The sequence below is a fragment of the Oceanobacillus sojae genome (assembly GCF_900162665.1).
GTDB lineage: Bacteria > Bacillota > Bacilli > Bacillales > Amphibacillaceae > Oceanobacillus > Oceanobacillus sojae_A.
In genome coordinates this window covers 1180552-1198713 of sequence record NZ_LT727812.1, presented here as the reverse complement: position 1 = coordinate 1198713, position 18162 = coordinate 1180552, and the positions used below count along the sequence as shown (strand labels likewise).

At 39.0% G+C, this 18162-nt stretch carries 16 protein-coding genes; 11 read left to right on the top strand and 5 right to left on the bottom strand.

The genetic code is table 11. The features are described 5' to 3' along the window. Positions 1-102: 102 nt before the first annotated feature. Positions 103-705 carry a protein adenylyltransferase Fic gene (gene fic, locus BN1068_RS16740; RefSeq protein WP_439822983.1) on the bottom strand — a complete coding sequence of 201 codons (603 nt, stop codon included), beginning with the start codon at positions 703-705 and terminating at the stop codon, positions 103-105. 443 nt (positions 706-1148) lie between these two features. On the opposite strand from fic, the gene BN1068_RS16735 reads away from it, so the two are divergent. The 10 genes from BN1068_RS16735 (at position 1149) to BN1068_RS16690 (ending at position 11349) form a co-directional block, all read left to right on the top strand. Continuing rightward, complete coding sequence (locus BN1068_RS16735) at positions 1149-2606, top strand: protein adenylyltransferase SelO (protein WP_077603955.1); 1458 nt, start codon at positions 1149-1151, stop codon at positions 2604-2606. Between the two features lie 277 nt (positions 2607-2883). After that, the gene (locus BN1068_RS16730; RefSeq protein ID WP_077603954.1) at positions 2884-3234 is read left to right on the top strand and encodes a VOC family protein; all 351 of its coding nucleotides are present in this window, start codon (positions 2884-2886) and stop codon (positions 3232-3234) included. Positions 3235-3312: 78 nt separating this feature from the next. Beyond that, complete coding sequence (gene kynU, locus BN1068_RS16725) at positions 3313-4587, top strand: kynureninase (RefSeq protein WP_077604109.1); 1275 nt, start codon at positions 3313-3315, stop codon at positions 4585-4587. Continuing rightward, on the top strand, positions 4587-5219 hold the full coding sequence (kynB, locus tag BN1068_RS16720; protein ID WP_077603953.1) for an arylformamidase: 633 nt from the start codon (positions 4587-4589) through the stop codon (positions 5217-5219). The genes kynU and kynB overlap by 1 nt, the downstream gene beginning before the upstream one ends. 1 nt (position 5220) lies before the next feature. Continuing rightward, a complete protein-coding gene (gene kynA / locus BN1068_RS16715; protein ID WP_077603952.1) occupies positions 5221-6069 on the top strand; it encodes a tryptophan 2,3-dioxygenase in 849 nt (282 codons plus the stop codon). Between the two features lie 381 nt (positions 6070-6450). Further along, positions 6451-7491, top strand: a complete 1041-nt coding sequence (locus BN1068_RS16710; protein ID WP_077604108.1) for an NAD(P)/FAD-dependent oxidoreductase — start codon at positions 6451-6453, stop codon at positions 7489-7491. Positions 7492-7522: 31 nt separating this feature from the next. Next, a complete protein-coding gene (locus tag BN1068_RS16705; RefSeq protein ID WP_077603951.1) occupies positions 7523-8467 on the top strand; it encodes an ABC transporter substrate-binding protein in 945 nt (314 codons plus the stop codon). A 36-nt stretch (positions 8468-8503) separates the two neighbouring features. After that, positions 8504-9316, top strand: coding sequence for an ABC transporter ATP-binding protein (locus BN1068_RS16700; RefSeq protein ID WP_077603950.1), 813 nt, complete (start codon positions 8504-8506; stop codon positions 9314-9316). 18 nt (positions 9317-9334) lie between these two features. Further along, a complete protein-coding gene (locus BN1068_RS16695; RefSeq protein ID WP_077603949.1) occupies positions 9335-10336 on the top strand; it encodes a FecCD family ABC transporter permease in 1002 nt (333 codons plus the stop codon). After that, complete coding sequence (locus tag BN1068_RS16690) at positions 10333-11349, top strand: FecCD family ABC transporter permease (protein ID WP_077603948.1); 1017 nt, start codon at positions 10333-10335, stop codon at positions 11347-11349. The genes BN1068_RS16695 and BN1068_RS16690 overlap by 4 nt, the downstream gene beginning before the upstream one ends. A 191-nt stretch (positions 11350-11540) precedes the next feature. On the opposite strand, the gene BN1068_RS16685 is transcribed toward BN1068_RS16690, so the two are convergent. Together BN1068_RS16685 and BN1068_RS16680 are read right to left on the bottom strand one after the other, a co-directional pair. Next, positions 11541-13343: a cation:proton antiporter gene (locus tag BN1068_RS16685; protein WP_077603947.1), complete on the bottom strand. Its 1803-nt coding sequence runs from the start codon at positions 13341-13343 to the stop codon at positions 11541-11543. 107 nt (positions 13344-13450) lie between these two features. Next, on the bottom strand, positions 13451-14413 hold the full coding sequence (locus BN1068_RS16680) for a helix-turn-helix transcriptional regulator (RefSeq protein WP_077603946.1): 963 nt from the start codon (positions 14411-14413) through the stop codon (positions 13451-13453). A gap of 111 nt (positions 14414-14524) precedes the next feature. Here BN1068_RS16680 and BN1068_RS16675 point away from each other — a divergent pair, with 111 nt between their 5' ends. Next, the gene (locus tag BN1068_RS16675; RefSeq protein WP_077603945.1) at positions 14525-15358 is read left to right on the top strand and encodes an SDR family NAD(P)-dependent oxidoreductase; all 834 of its coding nucleotides are present in this window, start codon (positions 14525-14527) and stop codon (positions 15356-15358) included. Between the two features lie 203 nt (positions 15359-15561). On the opposite strand, the gene BN1068_RS16670 is transcribed toward BN1068_RS16675, so the two are convergent. Both BN1068_RS16670 and cax read right to left on the bottom strand, forming a co-directional pair. Further along, the gene (locus BN1068_RS16670) at positions 15562-16767 is read right to left on the bottom strand and encodes a DUF418 domain-containing protein (protein ID WP_077603944.1); all 1206 of its coding nucleotides are present in this window, start codon (positions 16765-16767) and stop codon (positions 15562-15564) included. Positions 16768-17038: 271 nt separating this feature from the next. Then, entirely contained in the window at positions 17039-18097 is a 1059-nt protein-coding gene (gene cax / locus BN1068_RS16665) for a calcium/proton exchanger (protein ID WP_397334294.1), read from the bottom strand. Positions 18098-18162: the final 65 nt, after the last annotated feature.

Sequence of the window (18162 nt, the reverse complement as noted above, 5' to 3'; positions counted from 1 at the left end):
TTACTTTTTATGCGGTATGGCTCCTTCTTTATACTCATTTACTTACGAGGTTCTCATGAGTTTTTTGATTTGTAAGCCCTCTTGCAATAAGCTTCCTTGTCTTTATAAATCTTCAATATTGTATTCGGATAAGCCTTCATAATAGTAACTGGCGTTTATTCCATTCATGAATGTTTTTCTATCGTCCACTTTATCTGTCAAAGCTTCTTTTAGAATATGTTTTATCTCAAAATCTTTTACTGGGCTACGCTCCATCGCTATTAAATAGTCTTCTTTATCTGTCAGATTCCAATCGATGACTCTTTCGATACCAGACTTCAGCATCAAATCAAGCCAGATTCTTGTACTTCTGCCGTTACCTTCGCGAAATGGGTGCGCAACGTTCATTTCAACATATTTCTCAATAATCTCGTCAAAGGAACGTTGAGGCATTTTATCTATATAATCTAAAGAACGTTTTAGATACATAACTGGAGCAAACCGGAAACCCTTTTTAGCAATATCCACATCTCGAACCATGCCGGCAAATTCATAGATATCTTCAAAGAGGTATTGATGAAGTTTGCTTAATCCTCTAAACGTTCCTGCTTCAATAGAATAAATATTACCAGAGTCAAACAGCTGTTTAACTTTTTGTTTAGAAATCTTCTCTTCCATGCGGTTGAGCTCAGCCTGGTCAGTAACTCCAAGTTTATTATTCAGGATTGTCATGCCAGCCTCCTCTTCAATTATTGTGTCATTATTGAAGTAACGATACGAAATTTGGAAATACTGACGATTGGTCATCTTATGTGATTACTATAGTGTATTTTAATTCATATTACCTCCATATTGATGCTAAAATAATAGACGGATGAAACATGATATATGTGTATCAAAAAGGTGTTAGCAAACAGGGAAGTGACAATGTCAGTAGTTCAATAGGCCTTCGCAGGTTTCATCTCCTTTGATGGAGGGTATCCATGAACAATGTTTTATCTGCTGCATGCTGTATTAATTTTATCACAAACGCATGTACAATCGTATATTGAGTCTGATTTTAGTTGAAAATAAACCAGTAAGAAATTTTTAGTTGAACCCTTAGTAAACCAATCATATGTTATGCTAAAGAAAATAAACGAAAACTTTAAAATAAAAGAGGCGATTCGATGCCAGATAAACGAAATCAAGGCTGGAATTTAGAAAATACTTATCAGCAATTACCGGATTTTTTCTATACCAGTGTGAAGCCTGCCAAAGCAGATCAACCTGTGTTAGTCGTATATAATGAAAAATTAGCAACAGAACTGGGACTGAATAATTCTGATTTGAAAAAAGCCCCTGAAACCTTTTCAGGCAATCATCTTCCAGAAGGAAGCAAACCAATTGCTCAAGCCTATGCCGGCCATCAATTTGGGAATTTTACCATGCTGGGCGATGGAAGGGCTGTATTAATTGGAGAACAGGTGACACCTAAAGGGGAGCGCTTTGATATTCAGCTGAAAGGATCTGGAAAAACGCCTTATTCACGCAGAGGAGATGGTAAAGCAGCTCTTGGTCCCATGTTAAGAGAATACTTGATCAGTGAGGCGATGCATGGCTTATGTATCCCGACGAGCAGAAGTCTGGCTGTAGCTGAAACAGGAGAGGAAATTCAACGCGAAATCTCATTACCCGGGGCAATATTGACAAGGGTAGCTGCCAGTCATATCCGGGTCGGAACATTTCAATATGCACGGAATTGGGGAAGCAAGGATGATTTACAAGCACTCGCAGACTACACTATTGCCAGACACTACCCGGAGCTGGTAAAAGAAGAGGACCGTTATTTACCATTTTTATATAAAGTGGCAGAAAAACAAGCAGCGCTAATTGCAGACTGGCAGTTGAAGGGGTTTATCCATGGTGTAATGAACACGGATAATGTAGCAATCAGTGGAGAAACCATTGATTATGGTCCATGTGCCTTTTTGGACCAATATGACCCGAAAACATTTTTCAGTTCCATTGATCACCAGGGCCGTTATGCTTATGGAAATCAGCCGGGAATAGGAGCCTGGAATATGGCCAGGTTTGCAGAAACGTTGTTAATTCTTATAGATGACGACGAAAAACAGGCAATTCCAAAGGCGAAAGAAGCTGTGGAAGCATATGTGAAATCCGTAGAAAAATATTGGCTGGATGGAATGAGATCAAAGCTGGGAATTACCGATAAAAGTGAGGATGATAAGACATTAATCAATAACTTGCTTGATTTAATGGAGAAATATTTTGCCGATTATACGAATACATTTCGTTCACTAACCCTGCAGCAGCTGGATTCGGAGCCGGGGCTTTTCCAATCAACAGCCTTTAAAGAGTGGTATCAGCTATGGCAGGAAAAGCTCAAAAATCAGTCAGCTTCAAAAGAAGAGGCTTATCAATTAATGAAGCAGCATAACCCGTCTATTATCCCCCGGAATTATTTGGTGGAGGAAGCTTTGACAGCTGCTGTATCAGAAGGAGATTACGAGCCTTTTCATGCTTTATCAGCTGCTTTAGAAAATCCGTATGCTTATACGAAAGAGCAGGAAAAATATGCTGTTAAGCCGCCGAAGCAGGATTATCAGACATTTTGTGGTACGTGATTATTTGTTTTGAAATTGGAATGAAATATATATAGTATCTGGGATAGTTATAAATTTATTTTCTTGAACTTTTCTGTTAGAAATATAATAATTTTTCCTCTCTTGATAGAGCTATAAAAAATCCGGACTATTATTCAAAATCTCACAAAAGGAATTTTGAATAATAGTTCAGATTTCTCTTTGAATAAAATATTATTTATGATAAATGTGATAATATATGAAACTGTAACCAGACCCTAGGTTGAAATAAAATATAAAACTTTAGGAGAGTGCAAGAATGAAAATCAAACGAATTGTTGCCAATGTAGAGACGCAGGACGTTTCTAAAGCCGCACACTTTTACGGAGAGGTGCTTGGACTTGATCAGCTGATGGATATGGGATTTATTGCAACTTATGGATCAAATGAGAAAATGGACACGCAAATCAGCTTTCTTTCAGAGGGAGGCTCTGGTACACCAGTTCCTGACCTATCGATTGAAGTCGATGATTTTGAAGAAGCATTGACTCGTATAAGAGAAGCGGAGATTCCAATTGAATATGGGCCGGTTGAGGAACCGTGGGGAGTCCGGCGATTTTATGTAAGAGATCCATTTGGAAAGCTAATCAATATTCTTACCCACTTATAGAGAGAGAAGGTCTTATTAACGCTAATTATGATTGAAGCAGTTTCCTGGTTCATATTTTTTAAAAAGGAAGTGGCAAAAATGGAAGAAATATATACAAAAACCTATGCTAAAAACTTAGATTCCCAGGATGAATTAAGAGCCTTTCGAAATGAATTTTATCTTGAAAATGAATGCGTTTACATGGATGGGAATTCACTAGGATTAATGAGCAAAAGAGCTGAACAGTCTGTTTATGATTTGTTGGCATCATGGAAAGAATATGCCATTGATGGATGGACAGAAGGGAATCAGCCCTGGTATTACTTATCGGAATCGCTCGGCGAAAAAATGGCTGGCCTTGTTGGTGCTGAAAAAGAGGAAGTAGTTGTTACCGGCTCGACCACGGTGAATTTGCATCAGCTCGTATCTACATTTTATAAGCCTGAAGGAAGCAGAACAAAAATATTGGCAGATTCTTTAAACTTTCCCAGCGATATCTATGCTTTAAAAGCGCAGTTAAAGATAAAAGGATATGACGATTCCCATCTTATTCAAGTACAAAGTGAAGACGGGCATATGCTGGATGAAGAAGCAATTATCCATGCAATGACAGAGGAGGTTGCATTGATTGTTTTGCCGAGCGTGCTCTACCGGAGCGGGCAAATCTTAGATATGGAAAAACTGACAAAAGCAGCGCATGAACGCGGAATTAAAATCGGGTTTGATTTATGTCATTCAATTGGAGCAATCCCGCATCAGCTGCATGATTGGAATGTTGATTTTGCGTTTTGGTGCACCTACAAACATTTGAATGGCGGACCTGGCAGCGTCGCAGCACTCTATGTAAATGAAAAACATTTTGGCGTGTCTCCCGGTCTTGCGGGATGGTTCAGCTCAAATAAAGAAAAGCAGTTTGATATGGAGCATACACTGACATCTGCAGAGGATGCCGGAGCTTTCCAAATTGGAACACCGCATGTGCTGAGTGCTGCTCCGCTTATTGGCGCGTTGGATTTATTCCATGAAGCAGGAATTGAAAGGATACGCAGAAAATCCCTGCAGCTGACAGCGTATATGATGGATTTGATAGAACATGAATTAAAGGACTTTAATTTTATCATTTGTAATCCAATCAATGACAACCGGCGCGGCGGACATATTTACCTTGAACATTCGGAGGCTGCACGAATATGCAAAGCATTAAAAATGAAAAAAGTTATCCCTGACTTTAGAAAACCGTCCGGCATCCGGCTTGCACCAGTTGCTTTATATAATTCTTTTGAGGATGTTTATGATTGTGTGCAAATACTGAAAAATATTATGCAAGAAAAAATATATGAGCAATTTTCTAATGAAAGAGAGGTCGTTTCCTGATGTCTAAATGGATTGATATTTCTCAAGTTTTGAATAATAAACTGGCACACTGGCCGGGAGATGAACCGTTTCATTATGAAACATCTGTAACGAAAGAGATGACAGGCTCTGTTAATATTGGCAGAATCACGACAAGTACACATATCGGCACTCATGTTGATGCGCCATTTCATTTTTTAAATGACGGGAAAAGAATACTTGACTTAGATATTGAACGCTATATTGGTCCTTGTAAGGTCATCGACTTAAGCGATTTTGATGAAATTAGCGAAAGTGCTTTGAAATCAAAAGGAATCTCACACGTAGAACGTTTGCTAATCAAAACCGCTTTGCCAAATAAACCGGATCGTTTCCCGAAAGAAGTGCCGCCAATAACAGCGGATGGTGCGGCTTACATGCAATCAATTGGTGTGAAACTGGCGGGTGTGGACACACCGTCTGTAGACAAGGTTTCGAGTAAAGATTTGACTGGACATCATGCGCTTTATAATCATGATATTTATATTTTAGAAAATGTTATGCTGGACCAGGTTGAGGAGGGTGACTATGAATTGATCGCCCTACCGTTAGCTTTAGAAGAAGGAGATGGGAGCCCTGTACGCGCAGTGATAAAACCAATAGAGGAGAGCTAAAATGAAGTCTATCAATCAACATCAAGCATTTGAAAATGAAAAAAGTCTCCATACAGATTTTAAAGAAAAAATGACATACAGTGACTATTTAGGGCTGGATACGTTATTATCCAGTCAGCGTCTTTTAAGCAATCATCATGATGAAATGCTATTTATCGTTGTCCATCATGTCAGTGAGCTTTGGATGAAATTGATTTTGCATGAATTAAATTCTGCTATTCAGGATATACAAACTGATAATTTGAGGTCTTCCTTTAAGAAGCTAGCACGGGTGTCCCAGATACAGGAGCAGCTGAAAAGTGTATGGGATGTGCTTTCTACCATGACACCGAGTGAATATATGGAGTTCAGGGACAAATTAGGGAATGCTTCTGGTTTTCAATCCTACCAAAATAGATTAATAGAATTCGCTCTGGGGTACAAAACAGAATATGTTCTGAAAATATACGAAAAAGATCCACAGCTTCATCAGGATCTACAAGAAGCTCACGAAGCACCAAGCCTCTATGATGTTTCGATACAAGCACTTGCCAGAGCTGGCCTTCCGATAGATGAAGATGTATTGAACAGAGATGTTAGTATCACACATAAATCCAATAAAAGTGTGAAGCAGGCCTGGATGATGGTGTACAAAAATGTAGATCAATATTGGGAGCTGTATGAACTTGCAGAAGAGCTGACAGATATAGAGGATTTATTCCAGCAGTGGCGTTTCAGACATATGAAAACAGTAGAACGAATTATTGGCTTTAAAAAAGGGACAGGAGGCTCCGGTGGTGTAATCTACTTAAAAAAAGTGCTTGATCAATATTTCTTCCCGGAGCTTTGGGAATTGAGGACAGAGCTTTAGACTATAATGTTCCATTTTCATAGAAAGAGCAGTTCTTCTTTATTTAAGAGGAACTGCTCTTTCTGCTGGATACCATACATCTCTTCATTTCTTAAAATAATAATCGTTTTCTTCCCCAGACTTATTAAAATCAATCAACTCCAATTCGTGTGACAAAATATTGAATGCTCCATTTTAGTTGTCATTACTATAAGGCAGAATAGAAGCTATGAATCAAAATGTTTACCGGGAAGATATGATTATATTCATGCAAAAACAGTCATAGGTATATCCAAAAAAATGTATTGACTTATAAGAAAATTGAATTATAATTGATTTAATTGATAACGATTATCATCATCAATAAAGATATAAATATAAAGGATGGGATAATGGATGTCTATAAGTAAAGAAGAAATATATGATATTACAATTATTGGCGGCGGGCCGGCAGGGTTATTTACTGCTTTTTATGCAGGGCTGCGGGAAATGAAGACGAAAATTATCGAAGCCGATAATAAGCTTGGCGGGAAGGTACATGTTTATCCGCAAAAAATGGTATGGGATGTAGGAGGCCTCACTCCTTTAACAGGAAGAGAATTAATTGACCAATCAATTAAACAGGGGCTGACATTTGATCCAGCTGTTGTATTGGGACAGATTGTAACGGATATAGAGAAAAATGAAGACGGTATCTTTATGCTGACAACCAGTACAGAGGAGAGACATTATTCTAAAACAATTGTTATTGCTACTGGAATGGGCGGTGTTATCAGTCCGTTAAAATTGGAGGTACCACGGGCGAATGAATTTGAAAGTAAGAACCTTTATTATAAAGTTCTCGATGTGAACGAATTCCGGGGAAAGACTTTGCTTATATCAGGCGGCGGTCCATCCTCGATTGACTGGGGCAATGATTTATCGCCAATAGCTAAAGGTATTACATTAATATACCGGGGAGATGATTTAAAAGGGCTGGAATCAACTAAAACGAAGCTCATAAATAACGGAGTGAATATCGTGTTTAATACAGAAATACATGAGCTTGCAGGGGAAGACGAAGTTTCAGAGGTTGTCCTGTATAACAACAAAACAAATGAAAGATATACGATGCCGGTAGATGCGCTGCTCGTGAATCATGGATACAACAAGGATAATTATCTTTTTAATAATGAGGAAAATAAGACAGGGTTAGAGTTGGGAGACTATTTCCAGGTGAAAAGTGATGCTAATGGAAATACCAATCTTCCTGGAATTTATGGAGCTGGTGACTGCGTCTCTTATGAAGGGAAGTTGAAATTGATTGCCGGTGCTTACCAGGATGCAGCAAATGCAGTAAACAGCGCCAAACAGTATATGGAACCAGACGCACATAAAACTGCTATCGTTTCCTCCCATAATGATATTTTAGATGAAAAAAATAAAGTATATTTGTACGGATAAAAACTTACACAAAAAAGAGGAGAGAAACACCATGAAAAAAAGCTTGTTCTTTTTAATCAGTGCACTATTTTTAATATTTTTAGCAGCCTGTAATGATAATAGCCAGGAAGAAAATAATGCTGAGGCAAATGATGAAGAAAGTAATGAATCAAGTGAGACTGAAACAAAAATATTTACGACTGACAGCGGAGATGAAGTGGAAGTACCTGCTGATCCTGAACGAATCGTTGTACTTCACCCTACATACATAGGTGCATTACTTAAGTTTGGACATGAGCCTGTTGGAGTAAGCTTTTATGTCGACCAGGACGAGGTTCTGAATGAGGCAACAGAAGGGATTGAACGCATAGATCCAGAGGACGTAGAGAGTATTATCAATTTAGAGCCTGATTTAATTGTTGCAACAGCGACGGATCCCAATTTAAATAAACTGCAGCAAATTGCTCCTACTGTAACGTTTGACTCGATGATCAGCACGTATAAAGATAACACAAGATTATTAGGAGAGCTTGTAGGAGAGGAAGATCAGGCACAGGCCTGGCTGGATGAATGGAAAGAAAAAATGGCTCAGGATACAGAAGAATATAAAGATTTAATAGGAGACAGTACACTTTCGATTTTCCAATCAACTCCAAAAGGGCTGGTTTCATTTAATACAGATTATGGGCGCGGTGGAGAAATATTATACGATGGCTACGGATTTGTACAGCCGGAAGCACTGGCAGAAGTCACAAAAGATCAATTTAATGTGGAGCTGTCTACAGAAGAGCTTCCAGAGTACGCTGGTGATTTTATTGTGTTAGCTACAGAAGGAGAGGAAGCTCCAATAACGGAATCAGCAGTATGGAAAAACGCAGAAGCTGTTCAGGAAAACAGGGTGATTGAATTAGATTTAGCTGTGACGAGATATAATGATCCTATTTCATTAGAAGCGCAGAGAGATATCATTAAAGAGCAGCTGGATGCAATGAAATAAAATAATAGATTAATTTAATAAAAAAGAGGGAGCTCTATGAATCGTCTTACGGGAAGAAATTTAACCATTGCCTACGGGAATAAGATTATTATTGAGAATTTGGATATTGGGATTCCCGATAAAAAAATAACCTCGATTATCGGTCCTAATGGCTGTGGAAAGTCGACTTTATTGAAAGCATTATGCAGACTTCTTCCGATAAAAAAAGGAAAAATCGCTTTAGATGGAACAGATATCAATAAATCGGCTTCTAAGGAGATTGCTAAAAAAATTGCTATTTTACCTCAATCTCCAGAGGTAGCTGATGGTTTAACCGTTGGGGAACTAGTGTCTTATGGAAGATACCCCTATCAAAAAGGGTTCGGACGTTTAGTTCCAGAGGATGTAGAGGTAATAGATTGGGCTTTGCAAGTTACAGGCATAACCGAGTTTAAGCATAGAATAATCAATGATCTGAGCGGCGGTCAAAAGCAAAGAGTATGGATTGCCATGGCACTTGCTCAAAAAACAGATATTATTTTTCTGGATGAACCAACGACTTTCCTTGATATAGCACATCAGCTTGAAATCCTGGAATTGATAAAAGAGCTGAATCAAAAACAGCAAACAACAATTGTAATGGTACTTCATGATATTAATCAGGCTATTCGTTTTTCGGATTACATGATTACCATGAAGGATGGAGAAGTGATAACACAAGGTAATATACCAGAGGTTTTATCAAGTCAGCTGCTTGCTGAAGTTTTCCAGATTGATGCTGAACTGATGCAGGATAAGCTGACTGGCAAACCAATGATAGCAAATTACCAATTAGTTAACAGAAAGTATTCAAAAGTTGAAATCAAGTGAAGAAATGAGTTAATAGTTATGGAATTGAAGAACAAAATCCCTTTTCATTTTAGTATTATTTTTACCATTGCTTGTATCATTCTCGTTATAACGTTTTGGATATCAATTGTGTATGGCAGTGCTGATATAAATACCTCAACAATTCTAAATGCCGTTTTTAACTATGATCCAGAGGACGTGAATCATAATATTATTATAGATGTCCGTATTCCCAGAGATATCGGAGCTTTATTAGTTGGTGTTGCTCTTGCAGTTTCTGGAGCAGGAATTCAGAGTGTCACGAGAAACAGCCTTGCTGATCCCAGTTTAATTGGTTTGAATTCGGGAGCTGCTTTGATGCTGGCATTGACTTACGCAGTTTCACCTGTTATAACGTTCCCGCTTTTAATTTTAACTGGATTTATTGGTGCAATGCTTGGCGGAACTATGGTGCTGATGATCGGGCGTTCCAGAAAAGACGGATTTAATCCTGTCCGGCTTATTTTGGCGGGGGCTGCAGTCAGCGCTCTGCTAAGTGCGGCAAGCCAGGCTATTGCATTATATTTTAGATTAAATCAATCTTTAATATTCTGGAGTTCTGGAGGTGTTTCTGGAACTACCTGGCAGCAGTTATATACCGGTATTCCTGTTGTGGCTATTATCGTAGTTATTTTTATTCTTATAAGCGGGCAATTGTCTATCCTGAATTTAGGTGAATCTATTGCAAAAGGGCTGGGACAGAATGTGAAGCTCATACGGGCAGGAACAATGCTTTTGAGTATGCTTCTTGCCGGAATTTCTGTAGCAATAGTCGGGCAAATCGCATTTGTTGGTTTAATGGTTCCGCATATTTCCAGGTTTTTAGTTGGTACAGATTATAAAAAAGTTATCCCATTGACCGCTGTTTTAGGAGGCTGCCTGGTGGTCAGTGCAGATACTGTTGCCAGATTAATGGGAGAAGCCCCTGTCAGCGCAATTATATCCTTTATAGGTGTTCCCTATTTTTTATATTTGATTAAAAAAGGGGGGCGTACGATATGATTGATTCCAAGCTGAAAAGAAAACAGATAATAGTATGCTCTGTTTTATTAGTACTGCTTTTTTTGGCAGTCACTTGGAGCATTACCTCCGGTGAATATAAAATGGATTTATCCGCTTATTTGAAAACATTGATTGGACAAGGAGAATTCAAGGATAACTTAATTTTAATGGAATTCAGAATGCCTAGGATGCTGATTACCCTGCTTGCCGGAATGGCTCTGAGCATGAGCGGTGCCATCATCCAGAGTATCACTAAAAATCCATTGGCAGAGTCTGGGATTCTTGGCATAAATGCAGGTGGAGGTTTTGCTATTACTGTTTTTATTGTTATCGGACAAGTAAACCCCAATACCTTTATTTATGTTCTGCCGCTGATAAGCGCAGCAGGAGGGATATTGACTGCACTGCTGATTTTTCTGTTCAGTTATAATAAAGGCAAAGGAATTAGTCCGGCCAATATGGTTTTGATAGGTGTCGGACTATCTGCAGCGCTATCCGGAGGCTCTATAACAATGATGCGGAAATTTAATGAAGATCAGGCTGAATTTATTGCTGCCTGGATGGCAGGGAATATCTGGGGAGATGAATGGTCCTTTGTTCTTGCATTTTTACCGTGGATATTAATCATTATTCCATTTTTATTCTTTAAATCAAGCAGTCTAAATATTATCAATACAAATGATCAAACAGCAAAGAGTTTAGGAATGAACTTGGATAAAGAAAGGCTTATTTTACTTATTATTTCTGTTATTTTGTCTTCTGTTGCTGTAGCAGTGGTTGGCTCCATCGGTTTTATTGGTTTAATGGGGCCGCATATTGCAAAGTCTTTCGTCGGACCGAGGCACCAGCTTTTCATGCCAATCGCATTATTGACAGGTGCATTTCTGCTGGTGATTGCCGATACGATCGGTCAGACTGTTTTATCAATTGGTACAATTCCGGCGGGGATTGTTGTGGCAATAATCGGTGCACCCTATTTCTTATATTTGATGTATAAAACAAATTCGATTTAAAAAGCAGCACGTACTGCTTTTCGTTTTTACAGGTGAACAAATCAGAGAAGACCAGGAAATTCATTGAGTTATCCAAAAGTAATGTCAAAGTACTGTTATTTACATAAGCATCTCCGAAATGAGAAAATATCACTTCGAAGATGCTTTTTCATATATAGATGAGTTTTTAATCCAGTTTCTTTATCTTTCTGCTATACTAATTTGCTCTTCTGCAAAACAACAAGCTGATCTCCTTCATCTAATGTTATTTTATTTCTCAATGTAATCAGCTGAATAGTATCATTCTTCTTTTTGATAAACAGCGGCACAGTATCCTCCGGCAGCTGATCCTTTTCAATTTTCCCTTTTTGCTTCAACGGAAATTCTTGTATCGTATAGCCAGTATTGATTTTCTTATTTAACTCAGTAAATACGGCATCTTCCTGAAACAGAAGATGTCCTTTTCCTGCAAACGGAATCTTATTCGAGCCCTCTTGCTTGTAACTCCTGCTGGTGAGCGTAAATGTATGATTATGACCAAATTTTGGCGCATACGATTGGCTGACAAGGACGTTAAATGCAGCATCTCCAGTTAAGGAAAGAATTGTCTCATAAGGTGTCAGGTCTACTTCATATTCACTATGCTCTGCAAGAATCAGCCCATGGTAAACAGGAATTTTCTTATTTACTGCAGGCTGGAGCTGTGTGGCGGAAGAATCACTGATTAAGACTGGCAAATCCATCTTCTGTAAATAGTCTGCTAATGCAATGGAAAAGCTGTTTGCTCCCACTAATAGAACGCCGGGTGCTGTATCATTGGCCAGCTTGAGCGCTTTGGCGATTGGCCGCAGTGAAAAACCATGTGCGCAAACAGTAATAAATACAAGCGCAAAGGTTAAAGCTGTCAGCATTGCCGCTCCTTCATGACCGTCATTCAGGAGAATTGCTGCAAAGTATCCGGAAACAGACAGGGCGACAATACCCCGTGGTGCGATCCAGCCAATCAGCAGCTTTTCAGAATTAGCAAGCTCAGTGCCTATAGTAGAGAGCCAAATCGATAATGGCCGTACAATAAATAACATGACAAGAACAAAACCGATTATTGGCCACGTGAACATTTCTGCAATGGTCTCACGTGTTAAGGAAGCCGTCAGCAAAATAAAAATGGTAGATGTTAACAGGACAGAAATATTTTCGACAAAATGACTGACATCATGACCAATTGAGGAAACATAGTGTTTTGTACGGCCGATTGTTAACCCCATTACCGTAACAGCGAGCATACCCGTTTCATGCATGATAACCTCCGCCACTGTGAAACAAAGCAGTAGAAAGGAAATGATAATCGGTGTTTTTAAATATTCGGGAAATACGCCTTTGCTGATCATTAAGCTGACCAGCATACCGATCACATAGCCGAGAACAATGGCGATAATAGCACTGAGAAAGAAATTAAATATGTAATTTGCATGCAGACTGTCTGTTGTAAGCACCTTAATAATTTCATAAGCAAATAATGCAAGCAGTGGACCGAATGGATCAACAATAATACCTTCCCATTTAAGTACAGCTGCCGTACGCGGTTTTAATTTTGCGTTCCGCAGCAGGGGCAGAATAACAGTTGGCCCTGTTACAATAAACAGGCCGCCGATAATGAAGGAAATTTCAAGGCTCAAGCCTGCGATAAAATGAGCAGCAAGAGACCCGCCAATCCAGGCAATGAAAGCACCGAAAGTAACAATTCGGAATACGGATTTAGATACACCTCTGATTTCACGTACATCAAGACTGGAGCTGCCTTCAAATAAAATAATGGCAACTGCAAGCGAAATTAACGGACTGTAGAGGCTGCCCAGTGCTTCTTGCGGATTGAACAAACCGAGAACAGGTCCCAGCAATAGCCCGGCAATGGACATGATAACAATGGAAGGCCATTGAATCCGCCAAGCCAGCCATTGAGAAAAGATACCGACAACAATAATAACGACAATACTGACTAGAGCAATATTTTCCATAGCATTTTCTCCGTTCTTTTAGATTCATGTTAAGTAGTTTATCAATTCTGGAAGAGTTTGTCTTATATTTTGTCAGAAGGTGAATAAATCATCTTACTAAATATAGTTTACTTCTTATATTGTGCAACAGCAGCTTCTGCCATCCGAAGAATTTCTGCACGGAGATTTTCTGGTTCTGTAACAATCATTTGATCAGCAAATCCAAGAATAAATCTCTTAGCTTCTTCTTTTGTATCAAAAGCTAATTTCATAAGTGCCCATCCTTTTTCGTCAATAGATTTAGTCTCTATTACCCGCACAAAATAATTTGAAAAGGAAAGCCTCGACAGAACTTCCCCAGAAGCCTTAACCCATACCACATAAGTCGGTAAGGCCTTGATAAATGCTTGTTTAGATTTTTTCCAATATGCTGCAATATCAAAATCAACTGGTCTTTCAAAGGCTTCCTTTCTTGGCATTGCAGATTGAATTCGTGAAGCACGATAATTTCTTATATCTCCATCTTCCTTAGCGGCAATCAGGTACCAGCTGTTCCCTTTTGCAACTAGTCCCAACGGCTGCACGATATAATTATTGGTCTCTCCATCTGCTCGCTGATAGAGGATACCCAATTTATTATTTTCCCATATCGCATTTTTCAGAACTTCAAAGGATGCTATTTTTTCTTTTGTCCCCCGCCAGGAGCTGGTATCAATATGAATACGGCTCCATACATCTTTTGCGTTGTCACGAAAGGTAGCGGGAAGGGAAGCAATCAGTTTATTTCTGGCATCTTCAGAAATACGGGTCAGCCCTAAATCTTCAAGTAATTGTGGTGAACTTGGTACAAATAAAGCACGTATTTCTGATTCTTTTAAGCCGGTTAAATCTGTCTGATATCCGTCGATCAGAGACCAGCCGCCATTTTTTCCGCGATCGGCAAAAACAGGAATACCAGATCCGCTCAAGACCTCCATGTCTCGATAAATTGTCCGTTCAGAGACCTCCAGCTTTTCCGATAATTCTTTAGCCGTCATTCGGCCATGAGACTGCAACATTAAAAGAATCGATATTAAACGGTCACCTCGCATTAAAATCACCTTTTTTTCTAATGAATTATATATATTAAATGAAATATGACAATAGATGTCAAGAATTAATCTCTATAATGAAAATATCTAATGAAGAAAGGGTTGAAGAGTATGAAAACATTGAATGGAAAAGTAGCTCTTGTCACAGGCGGAAGCAGAGGAGCAGGACGCGGCATAGCTGCAGAGCTGGGGAAGGCTGGCGCAACGGTATATGTCACGGGTCGAAGTATCCAGGGAGCATCTACAAATAATTGGCCGGGAACTATTGATGATACTGTTTCAGAAATAGAAGCTGCCGGTGGAAAAGCAATCGCGGTACGGTGCGACCATACGAAGGACGAAGAAACAGAGGCTGTTATTTCCCAAATTCGTAAAGAGCAGGGAAAACTGGATATTTTGATAAATAATGTGTGGGGTGCACATGACCTGGGTGTAGACGGAAACCCCTTTTGGGACCTGTCACTGAAAAATTGGGATACGATGTTTACAGCAGGTGTTCGTGCTCAACTGGCAACAAATCATTTTGCAGTTCCTTTGCTCCGTAAAAATAAACAAGCACTTATTATTCATACAACGTTCTGGGATCATGGCAAGTATACTGGACAATTTTATTATGATTTAGCTAAAAATACACTGGTACGGATGGCATATGGTCTTTCTGTTGAATTAAAACAAGATAATATTGCTGTTCTTGCTGTTTCTCCAGGGTTTATGCGAACCGAGCTTGTGTTGAAATATCATGGTGCAGATGAATCGCATTGGCAGGAAGCGGATGATTTAAAGCAATCGGAAACACCATATTATGTCGGACGGGGGATAGCTGCGTTAGCAAATGATCCCAATGTGATGGAGAAAAGCGGTCAAGTGTTCAGAGCTGGAGAATTAGCAGAGGAATATGGACTTACAGACGTTGATGGGCGTTATATTCCGCCATTTACAATATAATTTTCCAGTTTACATGACAGCTAAGAAAATCACTTTCCACTATTTAAAAATTAGCGTCTTAGATTTTTGATACTAAAATAAATAGGATTATAATAAAAAGTTACCGCCAGTACTTAAAAAAATACTGGCAGTAGCTTTTAATAAGAAGATAAAGACTTCTGCCTGCTATCATTCTTTCTTCGTCCCAAGGAACTATTGATAAATTAATCTTTGACAGATTTCTTAGCTTTCAATGGCGGTATGGATAAATAAGTAATTCCTCTCCACACCCATTCTAAAGGCCCCATCCGGAAATAACGAAGCCAAAGTGTACTGCAGATTATTTGCAGTACAAATATTAACAAAGCGAGCAGTGTGGTTGCTGCCGGCCCTGCCTGACCAAACCAGCCAAGGCCATAACTGTAAAAAATAAAGGTGCAGATAACAGATTGCATGATATAATTCGTAAAAGCCATACGTCCAACGGCAGCTAATGGATTTAATATCTGCATCCATGTTTTTCTCTGAATTAAAAGAGCAATGAACAGGATATAAAACACACCGATTAGCGGGCTTCCAAGCAAATGCTGAATGACCTCCAACCGGTCGGTTAATGCTGTGGTCCCAGTCCCGGTCAAGCTTAACAATAAGGGGACGATCTGGAACAAAAAGCCGATACCGCCAGTCCATAGACAGATATGCAATAGTTGAGAGTGGTTTTCAGTTATATTTGAGAACCATTTTTTCTTTGCGAAATAAGCACCGAGCAGAAACATCCCGAGAATTTGCGGATAAAAGATAATTTGATTCACTACGGAGGAGTTCCAATCTCTCATCCGGAGCTCTTGAATTTCTGCCCAGGAACCGCTGCTGTATGTTGCTTCATCAGCAGCTGCCAATTGATGAACCTGATCCATCCATTCCGGATTAGGCTCATAGCTTCCATCTGTACCGCTGAACAGCATGAGCCCGGGAATAAGAAGAAGCAGAATACATGCCCATACGAGCAGTGTTTTTGCAGTACGTTTGTGGAAGAGCAACAGGAGAAAACCAAGTAAAGCATAATAAAAAAGAATATCTCCATACCAGATAAACCATCCGTGTATCAGTCCGAACAAAAGTAATGCAAGCAGGCGTCGGGTGTATATAGGAGTAAATTGTCGCCCACTTTTCGAGGCACTGTCTTTCATTAAAATCATGCCATACCCGAATAAAAAAGAAAAAATAGCAATAAATTTACCGGAGACAAAGAAATCAAGAAAGGATTGAACTGTCTGATCCCACCAGTCAGGCCATAATTCCAATTGAAATTGAATAGCCTGCAAAGAGGTAGTGAAAAAAAGCATATTAATTAAAAGAATCCCCAAAATAGCCAAACCCCGGACGATATCCAAAAGTATTATCCGCTTATTGGCTGGTTTAAAATTCATTATTCCATCTTCCTTTCTGAAACAAAATAATAATGTATTGTAACGAATAATGTGATTGTAAAATACAATTCTAAAGAATTTATAAAGTGAACTAATTAGGAGGTAAAAGGAAGGAATTAATGTATCAAGGGATTGGATATAAAACAGAATTTTTTATTATAAATGAAAAGTCCACGCATAAAACAGCCATTACCCCTTACATGCAAGAGGCAATGGCTGTATAAACACTGTTGATATAAAAATGATGTAAAACGTATCTCTTGTTCAATTCTTAAATAAAGTAAAATCCGATTCCCATAATCACATAAGCTGCTAATAAAGCCAGTCCTTCAAACCAGTTGGAATCACCATCATTCGATATAGTAATCATTAATAATACAGCTGTTACCATACTGATTAATTCCGGCCATGTAAAAACAAGCGGCATCGAAGTGGAAAAGAAGAGAGATAACAAAACAAGAATCGGCAGGACAAACATGGTTACCTGCAATGTAGATCCGACAGCGATCTCAACAGCAACGTCCATTTTATTTTTAAATGCCATGATGATTGCGGAAGCGTGCTCTGCCGCGTTCCCGACAATGGCGACAATAATTATCCCGATAAATAATTCGGACCATCCAAAGGCAGCCCCGACAGTATCAAAGGTCGAAACCAAATGCTCTGAAACATAGGCGACAGCAACCGTTGCAAGTGCCAGGATTGCAATTGCTTTTCCCTTTCCCCACTCAGGTTTCTCCTCGTGATCAGCCTCGTTTTGTGTATTGTCTGTTTGATAAACCCCGCGGTGAGTGACGAACTTAAATAACAATGCCGCCAAATATAATATGATTAAAATAACAGCTATCCCGACACTTAAAATCATTGTTTCCTGTTCATTCATTGTATGAGTAAACACTTCAGGAATAACAAAGGCAACAATAACAGCAAAAATTAGCATCCCTGCATTATGCCGTGCATCATAAATGCTGAAAGATTGCCTTTTATATTTTAGGCCGCCTACAAAAAAGGAAAGTCCACCGACAAGCAGTAAGTTACCTAATACAGAACCTGTTAATGAGGCCAGTACAATCCCGATAAGTCCAGCCTTCAGTGCAAAGATAGAAATAATAAGTTCAACTGCATTTCCAAAAGTTGCATTTAGTAAACCGCCAACTCTTGGACCCAAAACGATTGCTAAACTTTCAGTGGCCCTGCCAATAAAGCCAGCTAAAGCGATAATCGTCAAACAATAGATGATGAACATAATAGTGGCTGACCAATGAAAGATAGAACCAATGATGGAGAGCGGCAATCCAATGAAAACGAAAATCATAAATAATTTATTCATTGTCATCCCCCGTTTTTATATTTTAGATAGCAATAGGTTACCCATATTTGTTGGATATTATTTTT

Excerpts from the sequence above, each read along its gene's own strand:
- BN1068_RS16705 (WP_077603951.1), top strand. The coding sequence starts at position 7,523 with ATGAAAAAAAGCTTGTTCTTTTTAATCAGTGCACTATTTTTAATATTT.
- BN1068_RS16730 (WP_077603954.1), top strand. The coding sequence starts at position 2,884 with ATGAAAATCAAACGAATTGTTGCCAATGTAGAGACGCAGGACGTTTCT.
- BN1068_RS16695 (WP_077603949.1), top strand. The coding sequence starts at position 9,335 with ATGGAATTGAAGAACAAAATCCCTTTTCATTTTAGTATTATTTTTACC.
- BN1068_RS16690 (WP_077603948.1), top strand. The coding sequence starts at position 10,333 with ATGATTGATTCCAAGCTGAAAAGAAAACAGATAATAGTATGCTCTGTT.
- BN1068_RS16685 (WP_077603947.1), bottom strand. The coding sequence starts at position 13,343 with ATGGAAAATATTGCTCTAGTCAGTATTGTCGTTATTATTGTTGTCGGT.
- BN1068_RS16680 (WP_077603946.1), bottom strand. The coding sequence starts at position 14,413 with ATGCGAGGTGACCGTTTAATATCGATTCTTTTAATGTTGCAGTCTCAT.
- BN1068_RS16735 (WP_077603955.1), top strand. The coding sequence starts at position 1,149 with ATGCCAGATAAACGAAATCAAGGCTGGAATTTAGAAAATACTTATCAG.
- kynU (WP_077604109.1), top strand. The coding sequence starts at position 3,313 with ATGGAAGAAATATATACAAAAACCTATGCTAAAAACTTAGATTCCCAG.
- kynA (WP_077603952.1), top strand. The coding sequence starts at position 5,221 with ATGAAGTCTATCAATCAACATCAAGCATTTGAAAATGAAAAAAGTCTC.
- BN1068_RS16675 (WP_077603945.1), top strand. The coding sequence starts at position 14,525 with ATGAAAACATTGAATGGAAAAGTAGCTCTTGTCACAGGCGGAAGCAGA.
- cax (WP_397334294.1), bottom strand. The coding sequence starts at position 18,097 with ATGAATAAATTATTTATGATTTTCGTTTTCATTGGATTGCCGCTCTCC.
- BN1068_RS16700 (WP_077603950.1), top strand. The coding sequence starts at position 8,504 with ATGAATCGTCTTACGGGAAGAAATTTAACCATTGCCTACGGGAATAAG.
- BN1068_RS16670 (WP_077603944.1), bottom strand. The coding sequence starts at position 16,767 with ATGAATTTTAAACCAGCCAATAAGCGGATAATACTTTTGGATATCGTC.
- kynB (WP_077603953.1), top strand. The coding sequence starts at position 4,587 with ATGTCTAAATGGATTGATATTTCTCAAGTTTTGAATAATAAACTGGCA.